Source organism: Streptomyces sp. NPDC043870, from assembly GCF_056435785.1.
On sequence record NZ_JBWKDT010000054.1, the window covers coordinates 1 to 22,214 of the forward strand.

Below are 22,214 nucleotides of genomic sequence, written 5' to 3' on the forward strand. Positions count from 1 at the left end.
ACCACGGCCAGCACCGGGTGACCGTTGCGACGGGCATCGGACAGCCGCTCCACGAGCAGCATGCCGACACCCTCACCCCACCCAGTACCGTCGGCATCGGCCGAGAAGGCGCGGCAGCGGCCGTCGACCGACAGGCCGCGCTGCCGGCTGAAGCCGACGAACGTGCCCGGGGTGGCCATCACGGTGACACCGCCGGCCAGCGCCAGGTCGCACTCGCCGGTGCGCAGGGCCTGGACCGCCATGTGCAGGGCGATCAGCGAGGAGGAACAGGCGGTGTCGATGGTGACGGCCGGGCCTTCGAGGCCGAAGGTGTACGAGACGCGCCCCGAGGCGATGCTCCCCGTACTGCCGGAGCCCAGCGAGCCGTCGGCACCGTCAGCCGAGCCCTCCAGCAGGGCGGCGTAATCGTGGTACATCACACCGGCGAAGACGCCGGTCCGGCTGCCGCGCACGGAGGCGGGGTCGATGCCGGCCCGCTCGAAGGCCTCCCAGGTGGTCTCCAGCAGCAGGCGCTGCTGGGGGTCGGTGCCGACCGCCTCGCGCGGGCTGATCCCGAAGAACGTCGGGTCGAACCCGGCGGCGTCGTGCAGGAAGCCGCCGTGGCGGGTGTACGAGGTGCCGGGGTGGTCGGGGTCGGGGTGGTACAGGGCCTCGACGTCCCAACCCCGGTCGGTGGGGAAGCCGGTGATGGCGTCGCCGCCGCTGTCCAGCAGCCGCCACAGTTCCTCGGGAGTGGTGACCCCGCCGGGGTAACGGCAGCTCATCGCCACGATGGCGATCGGATCGTCGCCGCCGGGCCCGTGCGCGGCAGTGGCCGCGGAGGCGGGGACGGAGGTGGTGGCCTGGTCCGCGCCGAGTTCGGCGGCCAGGTGGCGGGCGAGGACGAGGGAGGTCGGGTAGTCGAAGACCAGCGTGGCGGGCAGTCGGCGGCCGACGGCCGCGCCCAGGCGGTTGCGGAGTTCGACGGCGGTGAGGGAGTCGAAGCCCAGCTCGCTGAAGGCGTGTTCGGGCTCGACGGCGTCCGGGCTGCCGTGGCCGAGCACATCGGCGACGTGCCCGCGGACGAGGTCGAGGAGCAGCTGCTCCCTCCCGGCGGCGTCGAGGCCGAGCAGGCGCTGTTCGAGCGCGGACAGCTCCGGCCCGGCAGCGCCGGCGGCCGCGGCGGAGCGCCGTACGGGGGTACGGACCAGCCCGCGCAGCAGCGGGGCCACGGGGGTGCCGGCGGCGGGCAGGGTCAGCCGCATCGGCACGAGCAGCGCGCCCGTGCCGGCGCCTGTGTCGGTGTCGGCGCCTGTGTCGGTGTCAGTGTCGGTGTCAGTGTCGGTCGCGGCGAGGGCGTCGGCCAGGTCGAGGAGGGCGAGGCCGTCGGCGGCGGTGAGTCCGTGCACGCCGCCGCGCTTCATCCGCTCCAGATCGGCCTGGTCCAGGGACCCGGCCATGCCCTCGGTGTCCTCCCACAGGCCCCAGGCCAGGGAGACGGCCGGGAGGCCCTGGGCTCGGCGGTGCTGGGCGAGGGCGTCCAGGAAGGAGTTGGCCGCGGCGTAGTTGCCCTGGCCGGGCGCGCCGAACACACCGGCGGCCGAGGAGAAGAGCACGAACGCCGACAGGTCGAGTTCGCGGGTCAACTCGTGGAGGTGGAGGGCCGCGCCGGCCTTGGGCCGCAGGACGGAGTCGAGGCGTTCGGGGGTGAGCGACTCGATCACGCCGTCGTCGAGGACACCGGCGGTGTGGACCACCGCGCGGAGCGGATGGGCGGTGGGAATGCCGGCCAGGGCGGCGGCGAGCGCCTCCCGGTCGGCGGCGTCGCACGCCGTCCAGGTGACCTCGGCGCCGAGTTCGGTCAGCTCGCGCGTGAGCTCGGCGGCCCCGGGCGCGGTGTCGCCGCGGCGGCTCAGCAGCAGCAGGTGCCGTACGCCGCGCACGGCCACGAGGTGGCGGGCGACGAGTCGGCCGAGGGTGCCGGCGGCCCCGGTGACCAGGACGGTGCCTTCGGGCTCGTACGCGGGTGCCTCGGCCGGGCTGCCGGTGCCGGAGGGGACCCTGGCCAGTCGGGGTGCGTGCGCGGTGCCCTCGCGCAGGGCGAGCTGCGGCTCCGGGCAGGCGAGGGCGGCGTGCAGGACGGTCGGGGACAGCTCGGCCGGGGGCACATCGCTGTCGACGAGGACGAAGCGGCCCGGGTGCTCGGACTGCGCGGAACGCACCAGGCCCCAGACGGCGGCGTGAACGGGGTCGGGTACGCGGTCGCCGGTGCGGACGGCGACCGAGCCCCGGGTCAGGAGGACGAGCCGGCTGTCGGTGAGCCGGTCGTCGGCGAGCCAGCGCCGCAGCAGCCGGAGCGTGCCGTGCGTGGCCGTGTGGACGGCCTCGGGGGTGAGCTCGGGTTCGACGGGGAGGCGTACGAGAACGGTGCCCGGCACGGGCCGGTCGGCATCGGCGCCCGCGTCGAGGGCAGCGTCGAGGGCGGCTTCGAGCGCGTCCACGGCGTCCGGGCCGTCCAGCACCAGGGGACCTGCGTCAGCCGCATCGGCCGTGTCGGACAAGGCCAGCGGGGTCCACGCGACGTGGAACAGGTGGTCGTGCGGGCCGCCCGTCGCGGCGTGCAACTGCTCCGCGGAGACGGTGCGCAGCGTGAGCGCGGCGATGTCGGCGACGGGCTGTCCGGTGCCGTCGGCGAGGGCCAGGGACACAGCGTCCGGTCCGGCCTGCGTGAGGCGTACGCGGAGCGTGGCGGCGCCGACGGCGTGCAGGGCCACGCCGGTCCAGGAGAAGGGCAGTCGGCCACTCCCGGTGTTCTCGACGAGCCCGGCCAGGCCGATGGTGTGCAGGGCGGCGTCGAGCAGTGCGGGGTGCAGGCCGAACAGGGCCGTGTCGGGGCGCTGTTCGTCGGCCCCCTCGATCTCCACGTAGGTCGCCTCGGCGGTCGACCAGGCCGCGCGGACGCCCTGGAAGGCGGGCCCGTAGTGGAGTCCGGCGGCCGCGAGCCCGGCGTACAGCTCGTCGACGGGCAGGGGTGTGGCGTCAGCCGGCGGCCAGGTCTCGGGGGCGAAGGACGGCTGCGGGGCGCCGACCGCGAGGACGCCTTCCGCGTGCCGGGTCCACGCCGGCTCCGCCTTGTCGGCGTCGGAGCCGTCGGCCGCGGGCTCGGGGCGGGAGTGCACGCCGAGGGGGCGGCGGCCGGTGGCGTCGGGGGCGCCCACCCAGAGCTGCACCTGGACGCCGCCATGCTCGGGGAGGACGAGCGGGGCGTGCAGGGTGAGTTCCTCGAGGAGGTCGCAGCCGACCTGATCGCCGGCCCGGATGGCGAGCTCGACGAAGGCACTGCCGGGCAGTACGGCCGAACCCATGACGGCGTGGTCCGCGAGCCACGGGTGGGTGTCCAGCGAGAGCCGGCCGGTGTACAGGAAGCCGTCGAGGTCGGCGAGTGCGACGGCGGCGCCGAGGAGCGGGTGACCGGCGGTGCCCAGGCCTGCCGCTGAGACGTCACCCGGGGGGCGTCCGGCGTCGAGCCAGTACGGCTCGCGCTGGAAGGCGTAGGTGGGCAGGTCGACGCGCTCGAAGCCGGTGCCGGCGTAGTAGGCGGCCCAGTCGACGGCCGCGCCGCGCACGTGCAGCCGGGCGAGGGCGCCGGTCAGCGTCTCGGTCTCGGGGCGGCCTGCCCGCAGCAGGGGCACGAAGGCGGCCGTGTCCTCGGCGTTCTCCGGCAGGCATGCCGGCGCGAGGGCCGAGAGGACGGCGTCCGGGCCGATCTCGACGAAGTGGACGACGTTGCGGTCGGCGAGGGCGCGTATGCCGTCGAGGAAGCGGACGGCCTCCCGGACGTGCCGGACCCAGAACTCGGCCGAGCCCATCTCGTCCGTGACCAGGGCGCCGGTCAGGTTCGACACGACCGGAACACGCGGGGCCTGGTACGTCAGCCCCCGCGCGACCTCGCGGAAGGCGTCCAGCATGCCGTCCATGTGCGGGGAGTGGAAGGCATGACTGACCGTAAGGCGCTTGGTCTTGCGGCCCTGCGTCTCGAACTCGGCCGCGATCGCGACCGCCGCGTCCTCGTCACCGGCCACGACCACGGCCTGCGGGCCGTTGACCGCCGCGATGCTCACGCGGTCGGTCAGCAGCGGCCGAACCTCGTCCTCCGAAGCCTGGACGGCAATCATCACACCACCGGCCGGCAGCGCCTGCATCAGCCGACCACGCGCCGAGACCAAGGCGCACGCGTCCTCCAGCGAGAACACACCCGCCACATGCGCGGCGGCGATCTCACCGATGGAGTGACCGGCGACGAAGTCCGGCCTCACACCCCACGATTCGAGGAGCCGGAACAGCGCCACCTCGACCGCGAACAGCGCCGGCTGGGCGCACTCGGTGCGGTCCAGCAGACTGGCGTCCGTCCCGAACACCACCTCACGCAGCGGCAGTTCGAAGTGGCGGCACACCTCGTCGAGTGCGGCGGCGAACACCGGGTATGTCTCGTTGAGTTCGCGTCCCATGCCCAGACGCTGGCTGCCCTGCCCGGTGAACAGGAACGCCGACTTGCCGGCGACCGGTCGGCCGCGGGTGACGCCCGGGGCCGTTTCCTCCGGGCCCAGTTCGGCCAGGGCCGCCAGCGCGCGGGCCAGGCCCGGCTCGTCGGCCGTGAGGACCGCCCGGTGCTCGAAGTCGGTGCGTCCGCTCGCGAGCGAGTAGGCGATGTCCCCGGCGCGGGGCCCGGGGTGGGCGGTGAGGTGCGCGCGCAGCTTCTCGGCCTGGGCGCGCAGGGCGGCCGGCGACTTCGCCGACAGGTTCCACAGCGGCGGCACGGGGGCGAGGGGCGCGGCGGCGTCCGGGGCCGAGGCGGGTTCCGGAGCCGTTTCCGGAGCCGATTCAGGAGCCGGGGCCTGCTCGATGATGGTGTGGGCGTTGGTGCCGCTGATGCCGAACGAGGAGACGCCCGCGCGGCGGGGCGCGCCGGTCTCGGGCCAGGGCGCGGCCTCGGTGAGCAGCCGGACGGCGCCCTCCGACCAGTCCACGTTCGGCGTGGGCTCGTCCACGTGCAGGGTCCGGGGCAGGGCGCCGTGGCGCATCGCCATGACCATCTTGATGATCCCGGCGACGCCGGCGGCGGCCTGGGTGTGCCCGATGTTGGACTTGATGGAGCCGAGCAGCAGCGGCCGGTCCTCCGGGCGGTCCTGCCCGTAGGTGGCGAGCAGCGCCTGCGCCTCGATCGGGTCGCCGAGCGTCGTACCCGTGCCGTGGGCCTCCACAACGTCGATCTGGGTGGGCGAGAGCCGGGCACCGGCGAGCGCCTCGCGGATGACGCGCTGCTGGGAGGGGCCGTTGGGCGCGGTCAGACCGCTGCTGGCGCCGTCCTGGTTGACGGCGGAGCCGCGGATGACGGCGAGGACGGGGTGGCCGTTGGCGCGGGCGACGGAGAGTCGTTCGAGGACGAGCATGCCGGCGCCCTCGCCCCAGCCGGTGCCGTCGGCGGCGGCGGCGAAGGACTTGCAGCGGCCGTCGCCGGCCAGCCCGCGGTGGCGGCTGAACTCGGTGAAGGTGCCCGGGGTCGACATGACCGTGACACCGCCGGCGAGGGCGAGGGTGCACTCGCCGCCGCGCAGCGCCTGGACGGCGAGGTGCACGGCGACGAGCGAGGAGGAGCACGCCGTGTCGACGGTGACCGCCGGGCCCTCCAGGCCGAGGGTGTAGGCGACCCGGCCGGAGGCGATGCTGCCGGAGCTGCCGTTGCCGAGGAAGCCCTCGACCTCCTCGGGGACGCTGAACAGCCGTGCGGCGTAGTCGTGGTACATCAGGCCGGCGAAGACGCCGGTGCGGCTGCCGCGCAGCGAGGCCGGGTCGATGCCGGCGCGCTCGAAGGCCTCCCAGGAGGTCTCCAGCAGGAGCCGCTGCTGCGGGTCCATGGCGAGGGCCTCGCGCGGGGAGATCCCGAAGAACGCCGGGTCGAAGTGGTGGGCCTCGTGCAGGAATCCGCCGACCTGCTCGTACGCCTCGATGCCGCTCTCCGGATCGGGGTCGAAGAGCACCTCCGCGGGCCAGCCCCGGTCGGCGGGGTACGGCGTGACGGCGTCCCCGCCGCGCGCGACGAGCTCCCACAGGGCCTCGGGGGTGTCGATGCCCCCGGGGTAGCGGCAACTCATCGCCACGACCGCGATCGGCTCCTGGTCCCGCTCCTCCACCTCGCGCAGCCGGCGCCGCGCCTCGCGGAGATCGGCCGTCGCCCGCTTGAGGTAATCGAGGTACTTCTCCTCGTTCACCATGTCTTACGCCATCCCCGTGCTCGAAGTGGTCAGAGTCGTCAAAGTGGTCATTCGAGGCGTCACAGTCGTCGCAGGTGCCGGAGGTGTCGTGACCGTCCCTGGTGGGCGGCGGTCAGGACAGGCCGAGTTCGTCGTCGAGGAGGTCGAAGAGCTCGTCAGCCGTGGCGGCCTGGATGTCCCGCTCTTCGGCGGCGCTGTCCGGTGCCTGTGCACTGTGCGTGTCATTCCACTTCGCCAGAAGGTCTCGCAGCCGGGCGGTGATGCCCGCGCGTTCGACGTCGTCGGGGGCGACGGCCGCCAGGATCGATTCGAGCTTGTCGAGTTCCGTGTGGACGGACCGGCGGCCGGTGTCGTCCTGGCCGAGCCGCTCCCCGATGTACGCGGCGAGCGCCGCCGGCGACGGGTAGTCGAAGACCAGCGTGACGGGCAGCCGCAGCCCGGAGGCGGCGGTGAGCCGGTTGCGCAGGTCGACGGCGGTCAGCGAGTCGAAGCCCAGGTCGAGGAAGCCTCGGCCGGCGTCGACGTCGTCGGCCGTGCCGTGGCCGAGGACCGCGGCCACCTGGCCGCGGACCAGGTCGTTCAGCGTCTGGTCGCGCTCGGCGGGGGTCAGGCCCGCCAGCCGCTCCTTGAGGGAGCCCGCCGGTTCAGCGGTCGGCCGGGAGCCGGAGCCGGCCCGGGTCGCGGCGGGGGCGGCCCGGCGCGCGGGGGTGCGTACGAGTCCGCGCAGCAGCGGTGGCAGGGTGCCGTCGGCGGCCTGGGCTCGCAGGATGGCCGGTTCGATCCGCATGGGGACGAGGACGGCGTCCGCCAGGGTGCGGGAGGTGTCGAAAAGGGCCAGGCCCTCCTCGGGGGCGAGGCCGGTGACTCCGGCGCGCGCCATCCGGGTGAGGTCGGCCTCGTCGAGGGCGCCCGCCATGCCGTCCGCGGTGGCCCACAGACCCCAGGCGAGGGAGCTCGCGGGCAGGCCGCGGGCCGCGCGATGCTGGGCGAGGGCGTCCAGGAAGGCGTTGGCGGCGGCGTAGTTGGCCTGGCCGGGGGCGCCGAAGCAGCCGGCGACCGAGGAGAACAGCACGAACGCGGAGAGCTGGTGACCCTCGGTCAGCTCGTGCAGGTTCCAGCCCGCGTCGACCTTGGGCCGCAGGACGGTGTCGAGGCGTTCGGGGGTGAGGGAGTCGATGATGCCGTCGTCGAGCACCCCGGCCGCGTGGATGACCGCGGTCAGCGGCCGGTCGGCCGGTACGGCGGCCAGTACGGCGGCCAGGGCCTCCCGGTCGGCGAGGTCGCACGCCGCCCAGGTGACGTCCGCGCCGGCGGCGCGCAGCGCTCGCGTCAGGTCGGCGGCACCGGGCGCCGCGTCGCCGCTGCGGCTGAGCAGCAGCAGGTTCCGTACCCCGTGGGCGTCGACCATGTGGCGGGCGAAGAGCCCGCCGAGGGTGCCGCCGGCGCCGGTGACGAGGACGGTCCCGGTGGTGTCGATCGGCGGGAGGGCCGAGCCCGTGCTCGTGCCCGTGTCCGGTGCGGAGGTGGTGGCGATGCGGCGCAGCCGGAAGGCGTACGCCTCGCCCGACCGCAGGGCCAGCTGCGGCTCGTCGCCGGCGAGGGCGGCGGGCAGCAGGCCGAGGGCGGCGTCGGAGCCGTCGGTGTCGGCGAGGACGAACCGGCCGGGGTTCTCCGACTGCGCCGAGCGCACCAGGCCCCAGACCGGGGCGTGGGCCAGGTCGGTGACGTGCTCCCCCGGTACGGCGGCGATCGTGCCCTGGGTCAGCAGGACCAGCCGGGCGGCGTCGAGGCGCTCCTCGGCCAGCCACTCCTGGACCAGGGCGAGCGCCTGGTGGGCGGCGGTGCGGGCGGCGGCGGCCCGGCCGCCGGCGCCGGCCGTGCCGGCCAGCGGCACGATGACCACGTCCGGGGCCGGGGCGCCCGCGGCGAGTGCCTCGCGCAGGGCGCCGAGGTGGGGATGGGCGTCGAGCGGCGCGCCGCCGATCCGGAAGCCGGCCTGGTCCTCGCCGCTCAGCACGGCCCACCGTTCACCGGCGGGCACCGGGCCGGCGGTGAGGGGCAGCCTCGCCCATTCCACGCCGAACAGGGACTCGTGGTGCGCGGTGCGGCCGTCGCCGAGTCGGTCGGCGGACACCGGGCGCAGGACCAGGGATTCCACCGAGGCCACCGGGGCGCCGGTGGAGTCGGCGACGTCCAGGGCCACGGCACCGGAGTCGGACGTGATCCGGACCCGCAGGGCGGTCGCGCCGGTCGCGTGCAGCCGTACGCCGGTCCAGGCGAAGGGCAGTCGCGCGCCCTCGGTGGTCCCGGTGGTCTCGGTGGCGTCGGGCGCGGCGAGGCCGATGGCATGGAGGGCGGCGTCGAGGAGCGCCGGGTGCACGCCGTAGCCGGCGGCGTCGCTCTCGTACGCCTCGTCGAGCGCGACCTCGGCGAAGAGTTCGCCCTCGCGGCGCCAGGCGGCGCGCAGTCCCTGGAACACCGGCCCGTAGCCGAGGCCGGCGGCGGCCGCGGCCGGGTAGAAGCCGTCGACGGGCACGGGTTCGGCTCCGGTCGGCGGCCACGGGGCCAGGTCGAAGGCGCGGGCCGGCCCGGCGGGGGCGAGGACGCCAGTGGCGTGCCGGGTCCACGGCTCGTGGGCCGGGGCGTCGGCCGGGCGGGAGTGCAGGGTCAGCGTGCGCCGGCCCGCCTCGTCGGGGGCGTCGACGGCCAGCTGGAGCTGTACGGCGCCCTGGTCGGCGAGGGTGAGCGGGGCCTCGATGGCCAGCTCCTCGACGGTGTCGCAACCGACCTCGGCGCCTGCCCGCAGGGCCAGTTCGACGAAAGCGGTGCCGGGCAGCAGCACGGTGTCCATGACCGTGTGGTCGGTGAGCCAGGGGTGGGTGGAGAGGGCGAGGCGGCCGGTGAGGACCAGCCCGCCGGAGGCGGGCAGCGGGAGCGTGGCGCCGAGCAGCGGGTGGCCGGCGATCTCCAGGCCGGCGGCCAGCACGTCCTCGACGGAGACGCCGACGTCGAGCCAGTAGCGCTTGCGCTGGAAGGCGTAGGTGGGCAGGTCCACGCGGCGGGCTCCGCTGCCGGCGAGGTACGCGGGCCAGTCGAGGGCGATGCCGTGGACGTGGGCCCGGGCGAGCGCGCCGGAGAGCACCTCGGCCTCGGGGCGGCCCTTGCGGAGCAGGGGCAGGCAGAGCGCCGACTCGGCGACCTCGGCGCCGCCGCCGTCGCCCTGGCCGTCACCGTCGCCGTCGCCGTCTGTGAGGCAGTCCTGGACCAGCGCGGACAGGGTTCCGTCGGGGCCGAGTTCGACGTACGCCGTCACGCCGGTCGCGTCCAGGGCGCGGACGCCGTCGAGGAAGCGGACCGCCTCGCGGACGTGCCGCACCCAGAAGTCCGCGGAGCCCATCTCGTCGGTGACCGGGGCACCGGTGAGCAGCGAGACGACGGGGATGCGCGGGGCCTCGTAGACCAGGCCCTCGGCGACCTTGCGGAAGTCGGCCAGCATGCCGTCCATGTGCGGGGAGTGGAAGGCGTGGCTGACGGCGAGGCGCTTGGTCTTGCGGCCCCGCTCCTCGAAGGCCTGGGCGACCGCGACCGTCGCGTCCTCGTCACCGGCGACGACCACCGAGCGCGGGCCGTTGACCGCGGCGATGCTCACCCGGTCGGTCAGCAGCGGCAGGACCTCGTCCTCCGCGGCCTGGACCGCGATCATCACCCCGCCGGCGGGCAGCTCCTGCATCAGCCGGCCACGAGCGGCGACCAGTTCGGCGGCGTCCTGGAGGGTGAGGACGCCGGCGACGTGCGCGGCGGTGATCTCGCCGATGGAGTGTCCGGCCAGCACGTCGGGGCGCAGGCCCCAGCCCGTCAGCAGCCGGAACAGCGCCACCTCGACGGCGAAGAGGGCGGGCTGCGTGTACTCGGTGCGGTCCAGCAGGCCGGTGTCGGTGCCGAACAGCACCTGCTTCAACGGGAGTTCGAGGTGACGGTCGAGTTCGGCGCAGATCTCGTCCAGGGCCTCCGCGAAGTCCGGGTAGGCGTCGTGGAGTTCGCGGCCCATGCCGAGACGCTGGCTGCCCTGCCCGGTGAACAGGAACGCCACCTGGTGCTCGCGGGCGGTGCCCCGCACCAGTCCGGCCGCGTCCTCGCCGCGGGCCAGCGCGTCCAGGCCGCGGAGCAGCTCCGCGCGGTCCGCGGCCACCAGCGCGGCGCGCTGCTCCAGGGCCGAGCGGGTGGTCGCCAGGGAGAAGGCGAGGTCGGCGGTGTGCAGCTCGGGGTCGTTGTGGACGTGGGTGTGCAGCCGGCGGGCCTGGGCGCGCAGCGCGACCTCACCCCGGCCCGACACGACCACCGGCAGGAACTCCGGCCGGCGCTCCGGCAGAAGCTCCGGCCGGGCGTCGGGCCCCTCCGGGCGCGGGACCGGGTCGGGCTCGGGAGCCTCGTCCGGCTGCGGGGCCTGCTCGATGACGGCGTGCGCGTTGGTCCCGCTGATGCCGAAGGAGGAGACGCCGGCGCGGCGCGGGCGGCCCGTCTCGGGCCACTCCACCTGCTCGGTGAGGAGGGAGACGGCTCCGGCCGACCAGTCGACGTGCGGGGTGGGCTCGTCCACGTGCAGTGTCTTGGGCACGATGCCGTGCCGCATGGCCATGACCATCTTGATCACGCCGGCGACACCGGCGGCGGCCTGGGTGTGCCCGATGTTGGACTTGACCGAGCCGAGCAGCAGCGGCTGGTCCTCGGGGTGCTCGCGGCCGTAGGTGGCCAGCAGGGCCTGCGCCTCGATGGGGTCGCCGAGGGTCGTGCCGGTGCCGTGCGCCTCGACCACGTCCACTTCGGCCGCGGTGAGTCGGGCGTCGGCCAGGGCCTGCCGGATGACCCGCTGCTGGGAGGGACCGTTGGGCGCGGTCAGGCCGTTGGAGGCACCGTCCTGGTTGACGGCGGAGCCGCGCACGAGGGCGAGGACCTGGTGGCCGTTGCGGCGGGCGTCGGAGAGCCGCTCCAGCAGGAGCATGCCCGCACCCTCGCCCCAGCCGGTGCCGTCGGCGGCGGCGGCGAAGGACTTGCAGCGGCCGTCGGCGGCCAGCCCGCGCTGCCGGCTGAACTCGATGAAGGTGCCCGGGGTGAACATCACGGTCACACCGCCCGCCAGGGCGAGGGAGCATTCGCCGTTGCGCAGCGCCTGCGCGGCGAGGTGCAGGGCGACCAGCGAGGAGGAGCAGGCGGTGTCGACGGTGACCGCCGGGCCCTCCAGGCCGAAGGTGTAGGCGACGCGGCCGGAGACGATGCTGCTGGAGCTGCCGGTGCCGAGGTAGCCCTCGACGCCGTCGGGCACGGCGTGCAGGCGGGCGCCGTAGTCGTGGTACATGACGCCGGCGAAGACGCCGGTACGCGTGCCGCGCACCGAGGACGGGGCGATGCCGGCCCGTTCGAAGACCTCCCAGGTGGTCTCCAGCAGCAGCCGCTGCTGCGGGTCCATGGCGAGGGCCTCGCGCGGCGAGATGCCGAAGAAGGAGGCGTCGAACTCGGCGGCGTCGTGCAGGAATCCGCCCTCGCGTGCGTACGAGGTGCCCGGGTGCTCGGGGTCGGGGTGGTAGAGGGCCTCGGTGTCCCAGCCGCGGTTCTCGGGGAGGCGGGTGATGCCGTCCTCGCCGGCCGTGAGGAGCTGCCAGAGGTCCTCAGGGGTGCGGACGTCACCGGGGTAGCGGCAGCTCATCGCGACGATGGCGATGGGCTCGTCGTCCTCGCCTGCCGTGGACGCGGGCAGGGCGGACCCGGCGGCGGTGCCGGTGGCCGGGACCCCGTCCGTGTCCCCGGAGCCGTCCCCGTCCCCGTCGCCGAACAGCTCGGTACGCAGGTGGCGGGCGAGTACGGTCGGGTCCGGGTAGTCGAAGATGAGAGTGGCGGGCAGGCGCAGGGCGGTGGCGGCGTTCAGCCGGTTGCGGAGCTCCACCGCGGTGAGCGAGTCGAAGCCCAGCTCCTTGAAGGCCCGCCCGGACTCGACGGCGGCGGGGCCGGCGTGTCCGAGTACGGCCGCGACCTGCGTACGGACCAGGTCCAGCAGCGCGCGGTCCTGCTCGGCCACGGACAATCCGGCCAGGCGGGCCCGCGGCCCGGACTCGGGCCCGGTGGCACCGGCCGCCGCGTCGACCGACCGGCGGGCGACACCGCGTACGAGGCCACGCAGCAGCGGGGCGATCGTGCCCGCGGCCGCCTGGGGGCGCAGGGCTTCGGTGTCCACGCGCATCAGGGCCACGGAGGCGTCGTCGAGGGAGACTGCGGTGTCGAACAGCTCCAGGCCTTCGGCGGCGGTCAGCGGGGGCAGGCCGGCCCGGCGCATGCGATTGACGTCAGCGGCGTCCAGGGTCCCGGCCATGCCCTCGGCGACGGACCACAGGCCCCAGGCGAGCGCGGAGGCCGGCAGGCCGTGGGCACGGCGGTGCTGGGCGAGGGCGTCCAGGCAGGAGTTGGCGGCGGCGTAGTTGCCCTGGCCGGGACCGCCGAACAGGCCGGAGGTGGAGGAGAAGAGCACGAACGCCGACAGGTCGAGCTCGCGGGTCAGCTCGTGCAGGTTCCAGGCCGCGTCCACCTTGGGCCGCAGGACGGCCGACAGCCGGTCGGGGGTCAGCGACGAGATGATGCCGTCGTCGAGGACACCGGCGGTGTGCACGACCGCCGTGAGCGGGTGCTCGGCGGGGATGCCCGCGAGCAGTGCGGCGAGGGCGTCCCGGTCGGCCACGTCACAGGCGGCCCAGGTGGCCTCGGCGCCCGACTCGGCGAGTTTGGCGGTGAGTTCGGCCGTACCGGGGGCGTCGGCGCCGCGGCGGCCGACGAGCAGCAGGCGGCGCACTCCGTGGGCGGTGGCCAGGTGACGGGCGATCAGCCCGCCCAGCGCGCCGGTGGCGCCGGTGATCAGCACCGTGCCGTCGGGGCCGAAGGCCGGGGCGTGGTCGTCCCGGAGGGCTCCCGTCTCGACGCGGGCGAGGCGCGGGACGAGGACGGCGGCGTCGCGCAGGGCGAACCGCTCCTCGTCGGAGCCGAGCGCGGCGCGCAGGGCAGCGGCGTCCGCATCGTCCGCACCGTCCGCGGCCATGTCGATGAGCGCGATCCGGCCGGGGTTCTCGGTCTGCGCGGACCCCAGCAGGCCCCACACGGTGGCGGCGGCGAGGTCGGTGACGTCCTCGTCCGGTGCCGCGGCCACCGCGCCGCGGGTGACGAACACCAGTCGGGCGGCGGCGAACCGCTCGTCGGCGAGCCACCCCTGGAGGAGGGCGAGCGCGTCGTGCGCGGCGTCGTGCACGGCCGCGGCGGCGACAGGTGCGGGCGTGGGTGCGAGCGGGACGAGGACCTCGTCCGGGACGGGCGCCCCGGCGTCGACCGCGGCGGCCAGCGCCGCCAGGTCCGCGTAGCGGTCGGCGTCCGCGGGGACCGGGGCCGCGTGCGGGTCGCCGAGGAGGGCGTACCGGGGGGTGGGGGCGGTGCCCGGGGTGTCGAGGCCGGTGAGTTCGGTCCACTGCCGGCGGAACACGGACTCGTGGTACGTGGCGCGTGCGGCGCGCAGTTGGTCGGCGGTCACTGGGCGCAGGCCGAGCGATTCGACGGCCGCGACCGGGGCGCCGGCGGCGTCGGCGATCTCCAGTCGGACGCTTTCGGCGCCGGCCGGAGTGAGGCGGACGCGCAGCGCGCCCGCCCCGCCCGCGTACAGCGAGACACCGGTCCAGGCGAACGGCAGCCGGCCCTGGCCGTCGTCGGCGCCGATGCCGCCGAGTCCGATGGCGTGCAGGGCGGCGTCGAGCAGCGCGGGGTGCAGGCCGAAGCGGCCGGCCTGGTCCTCGGTGCCCTCGGGCAGGCTGACCTCGGCGTAGACGGCGCCGTCGAGCTGCCATGCCGTGCGCAGGCCGCGGAAGGTGGGGCCGTAGGCGAAGCCGATGGCGTCGAGCGCCTCGTAGCGGCCGTCGAGCGGCACCTCGGTGGCGCCGGCCGGGGGCCAGGCGGTCAGCTCGAAGTCGGCGGCGGGGCGGCCGGCTTCGGCGAGTACACCGGCGGCGTGCCGGGTCCACGGCTCCTCGGCGGCCGGTCCCTCGAGGCGGGAGTGCAGGGCGAACGGCCGGCGACCGGCCTCGTCGGCGGCTCCGACCCAGACGCGCAGCTGGACTCCGCCGCCCTCGGTCAGCACCAGGGGCGCCTCGAGGGTGAGTTCTTCGAGGTGGTCGCAGCCGAGCTGGTCACCGGCGCGGGTCGCGAGCTCCACGAAGGCCGTGCCGGGCAGCAGGACGTTACCGAGGACGGCGTGGTCGGCCAGCCAGGGGTGGGTGGACAGGGCGAGGCGGCCGGCGAAGACCATGCCGTCGGACTCGGGCAGCGCGACACCGGCGCTGAGCAGCGGGTGGGCGGTGTCGTCCAGGCCGATCGCCTCGACGTCGCCCAGGTAGAAGGAGGAGACGGCGGGCCAGTAGCGCTGCCGCTGGAAGGGGTAGGTGGGCAGGTCGACACGCCGGGCGCCGGTGCCGGAGAAGTACGCCGTCCAGTCGACGCGGACGCCATGCACATGGGCCTGGGCGAGGGCGGTGGTGGCGGTCTCGGCCTCGGGCCGGCCCTTGCGGAGCACCGGAACGAAGGCGGCGTGCGGCTCGACGCACTCCTGGGCGAGGGCGGACAGCACACCGTCCGGGCCGATCTCGACGTACGTGGTCACACCGGCGGCCTCCAGGGCGCGCACGCCGTCGAGGAAGCGGACGGCCTCCCGGACATGGCGGACCCAGAACTCGGCCGAACCCATCTCGCCGTCGGTGACCAGGGCGCCGGTCAGGTTCGACACGATCGGAATCCGCGGGACCGCGAACGTCAGCCCGTCCACGACCCGCCGGAAGTCCTCCAACATCGGGTCCATGTGCGGCGAATGGAAGGCATGACTGACCGTCAGTCGCTTGCTCTTGCGACCGGAGAGGGCCGCCACGATCGCGACGGCGGCGTCCTCGTCACCGGCGATGACCACCGACTCCGGGCCGTTGATCGCGGCAATGCTCACGCGGTCCGTCTCGGTGAGCAGCGCCACGACCTCGTCCTCCGAGGCCTGGACGGCGATCATGACCCCGCCGGCCGGCAGCGCCTGCATCAGCCGGCCACGCGCCGCGACCAGGGCACACGCGTCCTCCAGCGAGAAGACCCCGGCCACATGTGCGGCGGCGATCTCACCGATGGAGTGACCGGACAGGAAGTCCGGCTTCAGGCCCCAGGACTCGACCAGCCGGAACAGCGCCACCTCGACCGCGAACAGCGCCGGCTGGGTGAAGCGCGTCTCATCCAGCAGACCCGCGTCCGCGCCGAACAGCACGTCCATCAGCGGGAGTTCGAACAGACCGTCCAGGTGGGCGCAGATCGCGTCCAGCGCGTCCGCGAACACCGGGTAGGCGTCGTACAGTTCGCGACCCATGCCCAGGCGCTGGCTGCCCTGGCCGGTGAACAGGAAGGCGACCTTCCCGGCGGTCGGCGAGCCCTCCACCAGCCCGGCGGCCGTGGCCGGCGCGCCGTCGGCGAGCGCGGCCAGTCCGGCGAGCAGCCCGGCGCGGTCCGCGGCCACCACGGCGGCGCGGTGTTCGAACGCGGAGCGGCCGAGGGCCAGGGAGCGGCCGAGGTCGGCCGGGTGCAGGTCGGGGCGGCGGGCGGCATGGACGTGCAGACCGCGGGCCTGGTCGCGCAGGGCGTCCGGGGTCTTGGCCGACAGGATCCACGGCACCGGCCGGTCCGCCGGCTCCTCCGGGCCGGCCGGCTCGACCGGCTCGACCGGCTCGGTTTCCGGGGCCTGCTCGATGATCGTGTGGGCGTTGGTGCCGCTGATGCCGAACGAGGAGATGCCGGCCCGGCGCGCGCGCCCGGTCTCGGGCCACTCCACCGCCTCGGTCAGCAGGGCGACATCGCCGGCCGTCCAGTCGACGTGCGGGGTGGGCTCGTCCACGTGCAGGGTGGGGGGCAGCACTCCGTGCCGCATGGCCAGCACCATCTTGATCACACCGGCGACGCCGGCGGCGGCCTGGGTGTGGCCGAGGTTCGACTTGATCGAGCCGAGCAGCAGGGGCTGTCCGTCCGCGCGATCCTGGCCGTATGTGGCCAGCAGGGCCTGCGCCTCGATCGGGTCACCGAGCCGGGTGCCCGTGCCGTGGGCCTCGACCGCGTCCACCTCCGCGGCGGACAGGCCGGCGCTGGCCAGGGCCTGGCGGATGACCCGCTGCTGGGAGGGGCCGTTCGGTGCGGTGAGACCGTTGCTCGCGCCGTCCTGGTTCACGGCCGAGCCGCGGACCAGGGCGAGGACCGGGTGGCCGTTCCGGCGGGCGTCCGACAGCCGCTCCACGAGCAGCATGCCGAGGCCCTCGCCCCAGCCGGTGCCGTCGGCGGCGGCGGCGAAGGCCTTGATCCGGCCGTCGGCCGCCAGGCCGCGCTGGCGGCTGAAGTCGATGAAGGAGGCGGGGGTGGACATCACGGTCACGCCGCCCGCGAGCGCCATGGTGCACTCGCCGGCCCGCAGCGCCTGGATCGCCCAGTGCAGGGCGACCAGCGAGGAGGAGCAGGCGGTGTCGACGGTGACGGCGGGGCCTTCCAGGCCCAGGACGTAGCTGACGCGTCCGGAGACCACGCTGGCCGCGTTGCCGGTGCCGAGGAAGCCCTCGGTGCCGTCGGGGGCGGCGAGGATGACGTCGAGGTAGTCCTGGCCGTTGGTGCCGGTGAACACGCCGATCCGCTCGCCCCGCACGGTGGCGGGGTCGATGCCGGCCCGCTCGAAGACCTCCCAGGAGGTTTCCAGGAGCAGCCGCTGCTGCGGGTCCATGGCGAGGGCCTCGCGCGGCGAGATACCGAAGAAGGCGGGGTCGAACTCGGTGGCGTCGGCGAGGAAGCCGCCCTCGCGGACGTAGGTGGTGTTCTCGGCGACGGACTCCGGGTCGTACAGCCCGTCGAGGTCCCAGCCGCGGTCGGCGGGGAAGCCGGAAATGGCGTCGCGGCCGTTGACGAGCAGCTCCCACAGCTGCTCCGGAGAGTCCACGCCGTCGGGGAAGCGGCAGCTCATGGCGACGATCGCGATCGCGTCGTCGTCGGCAGCCGGGGCGGCGGGCGTCGCGCCGGCACCGGCCGGCTCCGTGTTCGTCCCGGCGTCGCCCAGGAGTTCACCCAGGAGTTCACCCTGGAGGAAGGCGGCCAGGGAGAGGGAGTTGGGGTAGTCGAAGATCAGGGTCGCGGGCAGCCGCAGCCCGGTCCGGGAGGTGAGGAGGTTGCGGATCTCGACCGCGGTCAGCGAGTCGAAGCCGAGGTCCCGGAAGGCGATGGCCGGGTCCACGGAGGCGGGACCGGGGTAGCCGAGCACGGCGGCGATCTGCGTACGGACGAACTCCAGGGCGAGCGCGTCGCGTTCGGCCGCCGGTGCCTGCGCGAGCTCCCGGGCGAAGGTGTCCGCCGGGTCGGCGCCGGCGGTGTCGGCGGTGTCGGTTCCGGCGAGGGCGTGTCGGGCCTCGGGGAGGTCGGCGATCAGCGGGCAGGCGCGTACGGCGGTAAGGCCGGGCGCCAGGCGGTCCCAGTCGATGTCGGCGACGAGGGAGGCGGTCTCGTCCAGGCTGAGCGCCAGGTGCATGGCGGACAGAGCAAGTTCGGGAGCGAGGGCCGGGAGACCGGCGGAGCGCAGGCGCTCGGCGACGAGTTCGTCGGTGGCCATGCCGTCCTCGGCCCAGGCGCCCCAGGAGATCACGGTGGCGGGCAGGCCGTCCGCGCGGCGCTGCTCGGCGAGGGCGTCGAGGAAGGCGTTCGCGGCAGCGTAGTTGGCCTGCCCTGCGGCGCCGAAGACGGCGGCGAGGGAGGAGAAGAGCACGAACGCGTCGAGGGCCAGGTCGCGGGTCAGCTCGTGCAGGACCTCGGCCGCGTGCGCCTTGGGGCGCATCACGCCGACCAGGCGGCTCGGCGTCTGCGCGTCGAGGACGCCGTCGTCGAGTACACCCGCGGCGTGAACGACGGTGGTCAGCGGGAGCTCGGCCGGGATACCGGCGAGCAGCTCGGCCACGGCTTCGCGGTCGGCCACGTCGCAGGCCGCGAGGGTGACCCGGGCGCCCGATTCCCGGAGTTCGGCGGCGAGTTCCTCCGCGCCGTCGGCGGCGGGGCCGCGCCTGCTCACCAGCAGCAGGTGTTCGGCACCGGCGCGGGCGAGCCGGCGGGCCACGTGCCGGCCGAGGGCACCCGTGCCGCCGGTGACCAGGGCCGTGCCGGAGGTGGTCCACTCGCCGTCGGCGGCCTGCTCCTGCGTGGCGCGGGTCAGCCGGCGGACGAAGACGCCGGTGGAGCGCACGGCGAGGTGGTCCTCGCCACCGAGGCCGGCCAGGACGTCAGCGAGCCGGGCGGTGGACCGCTCGTCGGGGGTGGCCGGCAGGTCGACCAGGCCACCCCAGCGGCCGGGCAGTTCGAGGGCGGCGGTCCGGCCGAGCCCCCAGACCGATGCCTGGGCGAGGCTGTTGAGCCGGTCGGAGCGGCCGGTGGACACCGCGCTCCGGGTGGCGGCCCAGAGCGGGGCCTCCACGCCCGCGTCGCCCAGTGCCTGGACGAACGCGAGCGTGGCGGCGAGCCCGGCGGGCAGTGCCGGGCCTTCGGGGTGCTGGCGCTCGTCGAAGGCGAGGAGCGACAGCACGCCGGCGGGGGTGACCGTCCCCGCCGGCGATTCGGTGATCCGGTGGGCGAGTGCGGCCCGGTCGTCGGCGGTCGCGTCGACGGTCAGGCGGGTGACGGTGACGCCCCGCGCGGCCAGGGCCTGGCCGGCCGCGAGGACCCAGGGGTCGTCCTCGTGGCCGGCGGGCACGGCGAGCAGCCAGTGGCCGGCCAGGGGCGCGGGCTCGGTGTCGGCAAGCGGCTTCCAGACGACGCGGTAGCGCCAGTCGGCGACGGTGTCGCGGTCGCGGTGGCGGCGGTGCCAGGCGGAGAGCGCGGGCAGCACGCCGCTGAGCGGCTCCTCGCCGTCGACGCCGAGGGTCTCGGCGAACGCGGCCAGGTCCTCGCTGTCGACGACCTCCCAGAACTTGGCGTCGGTGGTGCCCAGTTCACGGCCGTCGACCGGCCCGGTCAGGTCGGTGAAGGGGTCGCGGGGCCAGTACAGCTCGCGCTGGAAGGCGTACGTCGGCAGGTCGACGCGGCGCGCACCGGTCCCGGCGAAACGCGCCGCCCAGTCCGGGGAGAGACCCCGTACGTGGGCGCCGGCGACGGCGGCGGTCAGGGACCGCGCCTCGGGGCGGCCGGTGCGCAGCGCGGGCAGGAACGCGGCGGCGCGCGGGCCGGTCGCGGTCTGACAGTCCTGGCCGAGGGCGGCGAGGACCCCGCCGGGGCCGATCTCCACGTAGGCGGTGACGCCACGGCTCTCCAGCCAGCGGATGCCGTCGAGGAAGCGGACGGCCTCGCGGACGTGCCGGACCCAGAAGTCGGCCGAGCCCATCTCGTCCGTTATCAGGGCGCCGGTCAGGTTCGACACGACCGGAATGAGCGGGGCCCGGTACGTCAGCCCCCGCGCGACCTCACGGAAGGCGTCCAGCATGCCGTCCATGTGCGGGGAGTGGAAGGCATGACTGACCGAAAGGCGCTTGGTCTTGCGGTCGCGCGCCTCGAACTCGGCCGCGATCGCGACCGCCGCGTCCTCGTCACCGGCGATGACCACGGACTGCGGGCCGTTGACCGCCGCGACGTCGACCCGGTCGGTCAGCAACGGCCTAACCTCGCCCTCCGAGGCCTGCACGGCGATCATCACACCACCGGCCGGCAGCGCCTGCATCAGCCGACCACGCGCCGCCACCAGCGCACACGCGTCCTCCAGCGAGAACACACCCGCAACATGCGCGGCGGCGATCTCACCGATCGAGTGACCGGCGACGAAGTCCGGCCTCAGACCCCAGGACTCGACCAGCCGGAACAGCGCCACCTCGACCGCGAACAGCGTCGGCTGGGTGAAACGCGTCTCGTCCAGCAGACCGGCGTCCGCCCCGAACAGGACGTCCTTCAGGGGCAGTTCGAGCAGCGGGTCGAGGTGTGCGCAGACCTCGTCCAGCGCGGCGGCGAACACCGGGTATGTCTCGTGGAGTTCGCGTCCCATGCCCAGACGCTGGCTGCCCTGTCCGGTGAACAGGAATGCCAGCTTGCCCTCGGTGGCGGACCCTTCGACGACCTCGGCCGACGGTCGGCCCTCGGCGAGCGCGGCGAGTCCCGCCAGCAGTTCGTCGCGGCTCTCGGCGACGACCGCGGCCCGGCGGTCCAGGGCGGCCCGGGTGAGTGCCTGGGAGTAGGCGACGTCCGCGACACGGAGACCGGGCTGGGCCGTCAGGTGGGCCTGCAGCGTGGCGGCCTGCGCCCGAAGCGCGGCCTCGGTCTTGCCGGACAGGACAACGGGCAGGACGGTCGACTCGACAGCGGCAGCGTCCTCGGCGCGTGTCTCGGCGGACTTCGGCTCCGCCGCCGGCTCCGACTCCTCGGCGCTCTCCAGGATCACGTGCGCGTTGGTGCCGCTCATGCCGAAGGAGGAGACACCGATCCGGCGGGGCCCCTCGTGCAGCGGCCACGGCCGCGCCTCGGTGAGCAGGGACACCTCGCCCGCTGACCAGTCCACGTGCGGGGTCGGCTCGTTCACGTGCAGGGTCCGCGGCAGCACCCCGTGCCGCATCGCCATGACGCTCTTGATGACGCCGGCGACACCGGCGGCGGCCTGCGCGTGGCCGATGTTGGTCTTGAGCGAGCCCAGCCACAGCGGCCGGCCGTCGGGGCGGTCCTGGCCATAGGTGGCGATGATGGCCTGCGCCTCGATGGGGTCGCCGAGCCCGGTGCCGGTGCCGTGCGCCTCGACGGCGTCCACCTGGTCGGGCGTGAGCCGGGCGTTGGACAGCGCCTGGAGGATGACGCGCTGCTGGGAGGGGCCGTTGGGCGCGGTCAGACCGTTGCTGGCGCCGTCCTGGTTGACGGCGGTACCGCGGATGACGGCGAGGACGCGGTGGCCCTTGCGGCGGGCGTCGGAGAGCCGCTCCACGAGCAGGACGCCGACGCCTTCGGCGAGGCTGAAGCCGTCGGCGTCCGGTGAGAACGCCTTGCAGCGGCCGTCGGTCGCCAGGCCACGCTGCTTGCTGTAGTCGATGAACGTGCCGGGGGCTGCCATCAGGGTCGCGCCGCCGGCCAGGGCCATCGAGCACTCGCCGTTGCGCAGGGCCTGGACGGCCAGGTGCAGGGCGACGAGGGAGGAGGAGCAGGCGGTGTCGACGGTGACGGCCGGGCCTTCGAGACCGAAGGTGTACGACAGCCGGCCCGAGGCCACGCTCGCCGCGTTTCCGGTGCCGAGGTAGCCCTCCACGTTCTCGGAGGAACTCAGCAGTGCGGTCAGGTAGTCGTGGTTGCTGGTGCCGACGAACACGCCGACCTGCTTGCCGCGCATCGAGGTCGGGTCGATGCCGGCCCGCTCGAAGGCCTCCCAGGAGGTCTCCAGCAGGAGCCGCTGCTGCGGGTCCATGGCGAGGGCCTCGCGCGGGGAGATCCCGAACAGCGAGGGGTCGAAGCGCGCGAAGTCCCGGACGAAGCCGCCCTGGTTGGCGTAGCTGGTGCCCGGGTGCTCGGGATCGGGGTGGTAGACGGTGTCCATGTCCCAGCCGCGCTCGGCCGGGAAACCGGTGATGGCGTCCACGCCCTCGGCGACCAACTGCCACAGCTCCTCGGGCGAGGCCGCCCCGCCGGGATAGCGGCAACCCATACCCACGATGGCGATGGGGTCCTGGTTCTTCGCCTCGACGTCCCGCAGCCGTTGACGCGTCTGGTGCAGATCCGCTGTCACCAGCTTCAGGTAGTCCCGCAGCGTCTCTTCATTCGCCATTTAACGCAACCACCCATTTGCAGCAGACGGCATCGGAAAACTTTACGCAGAGCCGAGAATTGACATCGGAAATGCGAGCGCTTCACTCGTCGGCGAAGCGACTGCTCGACCGCAGGCTA

The 22,214-nt window shown here is 74.8% G+C and carries 2 protein-coding genes; both read right to left on the bottom strand.

Going from position 1 to position 22,214, the window contains the following annotated elements; translation table 11 throughout:
* Window positions 1-6,248, bottom strand: a 6,248-nt coding sequence (locus AC0699_RS35530) for a type I polyketide synthase (protein WP_478668991.1), incomplete at its 3' end; no start/stop codon positions are given.
* A gap of 115 nt (window positions 6,249-6,363) precedes the next feature.
* A complete protein-coding gene (locus tag AC0699_RS35535; RefSeq protein ID WP_478668994.1) occupies window positions 6,364-22,095 on the bottom strand; it encodes a type I polyketide synthase in 15,732 nt (5,243 codons plus the stop codon).
* Between the last annotated feature and the right edge of the window lie 119 nt (window positions 22,096-22,214).

Coding starts and splice junctions, on each gene's coding strand:
- AC0699_RS35535 (WP_478668994.1), bottom strand. CDS start 22,095: ATGGCGAATGAAGAGACGCTGCGGGACTACCTGAAGCTGGTGACAGCG.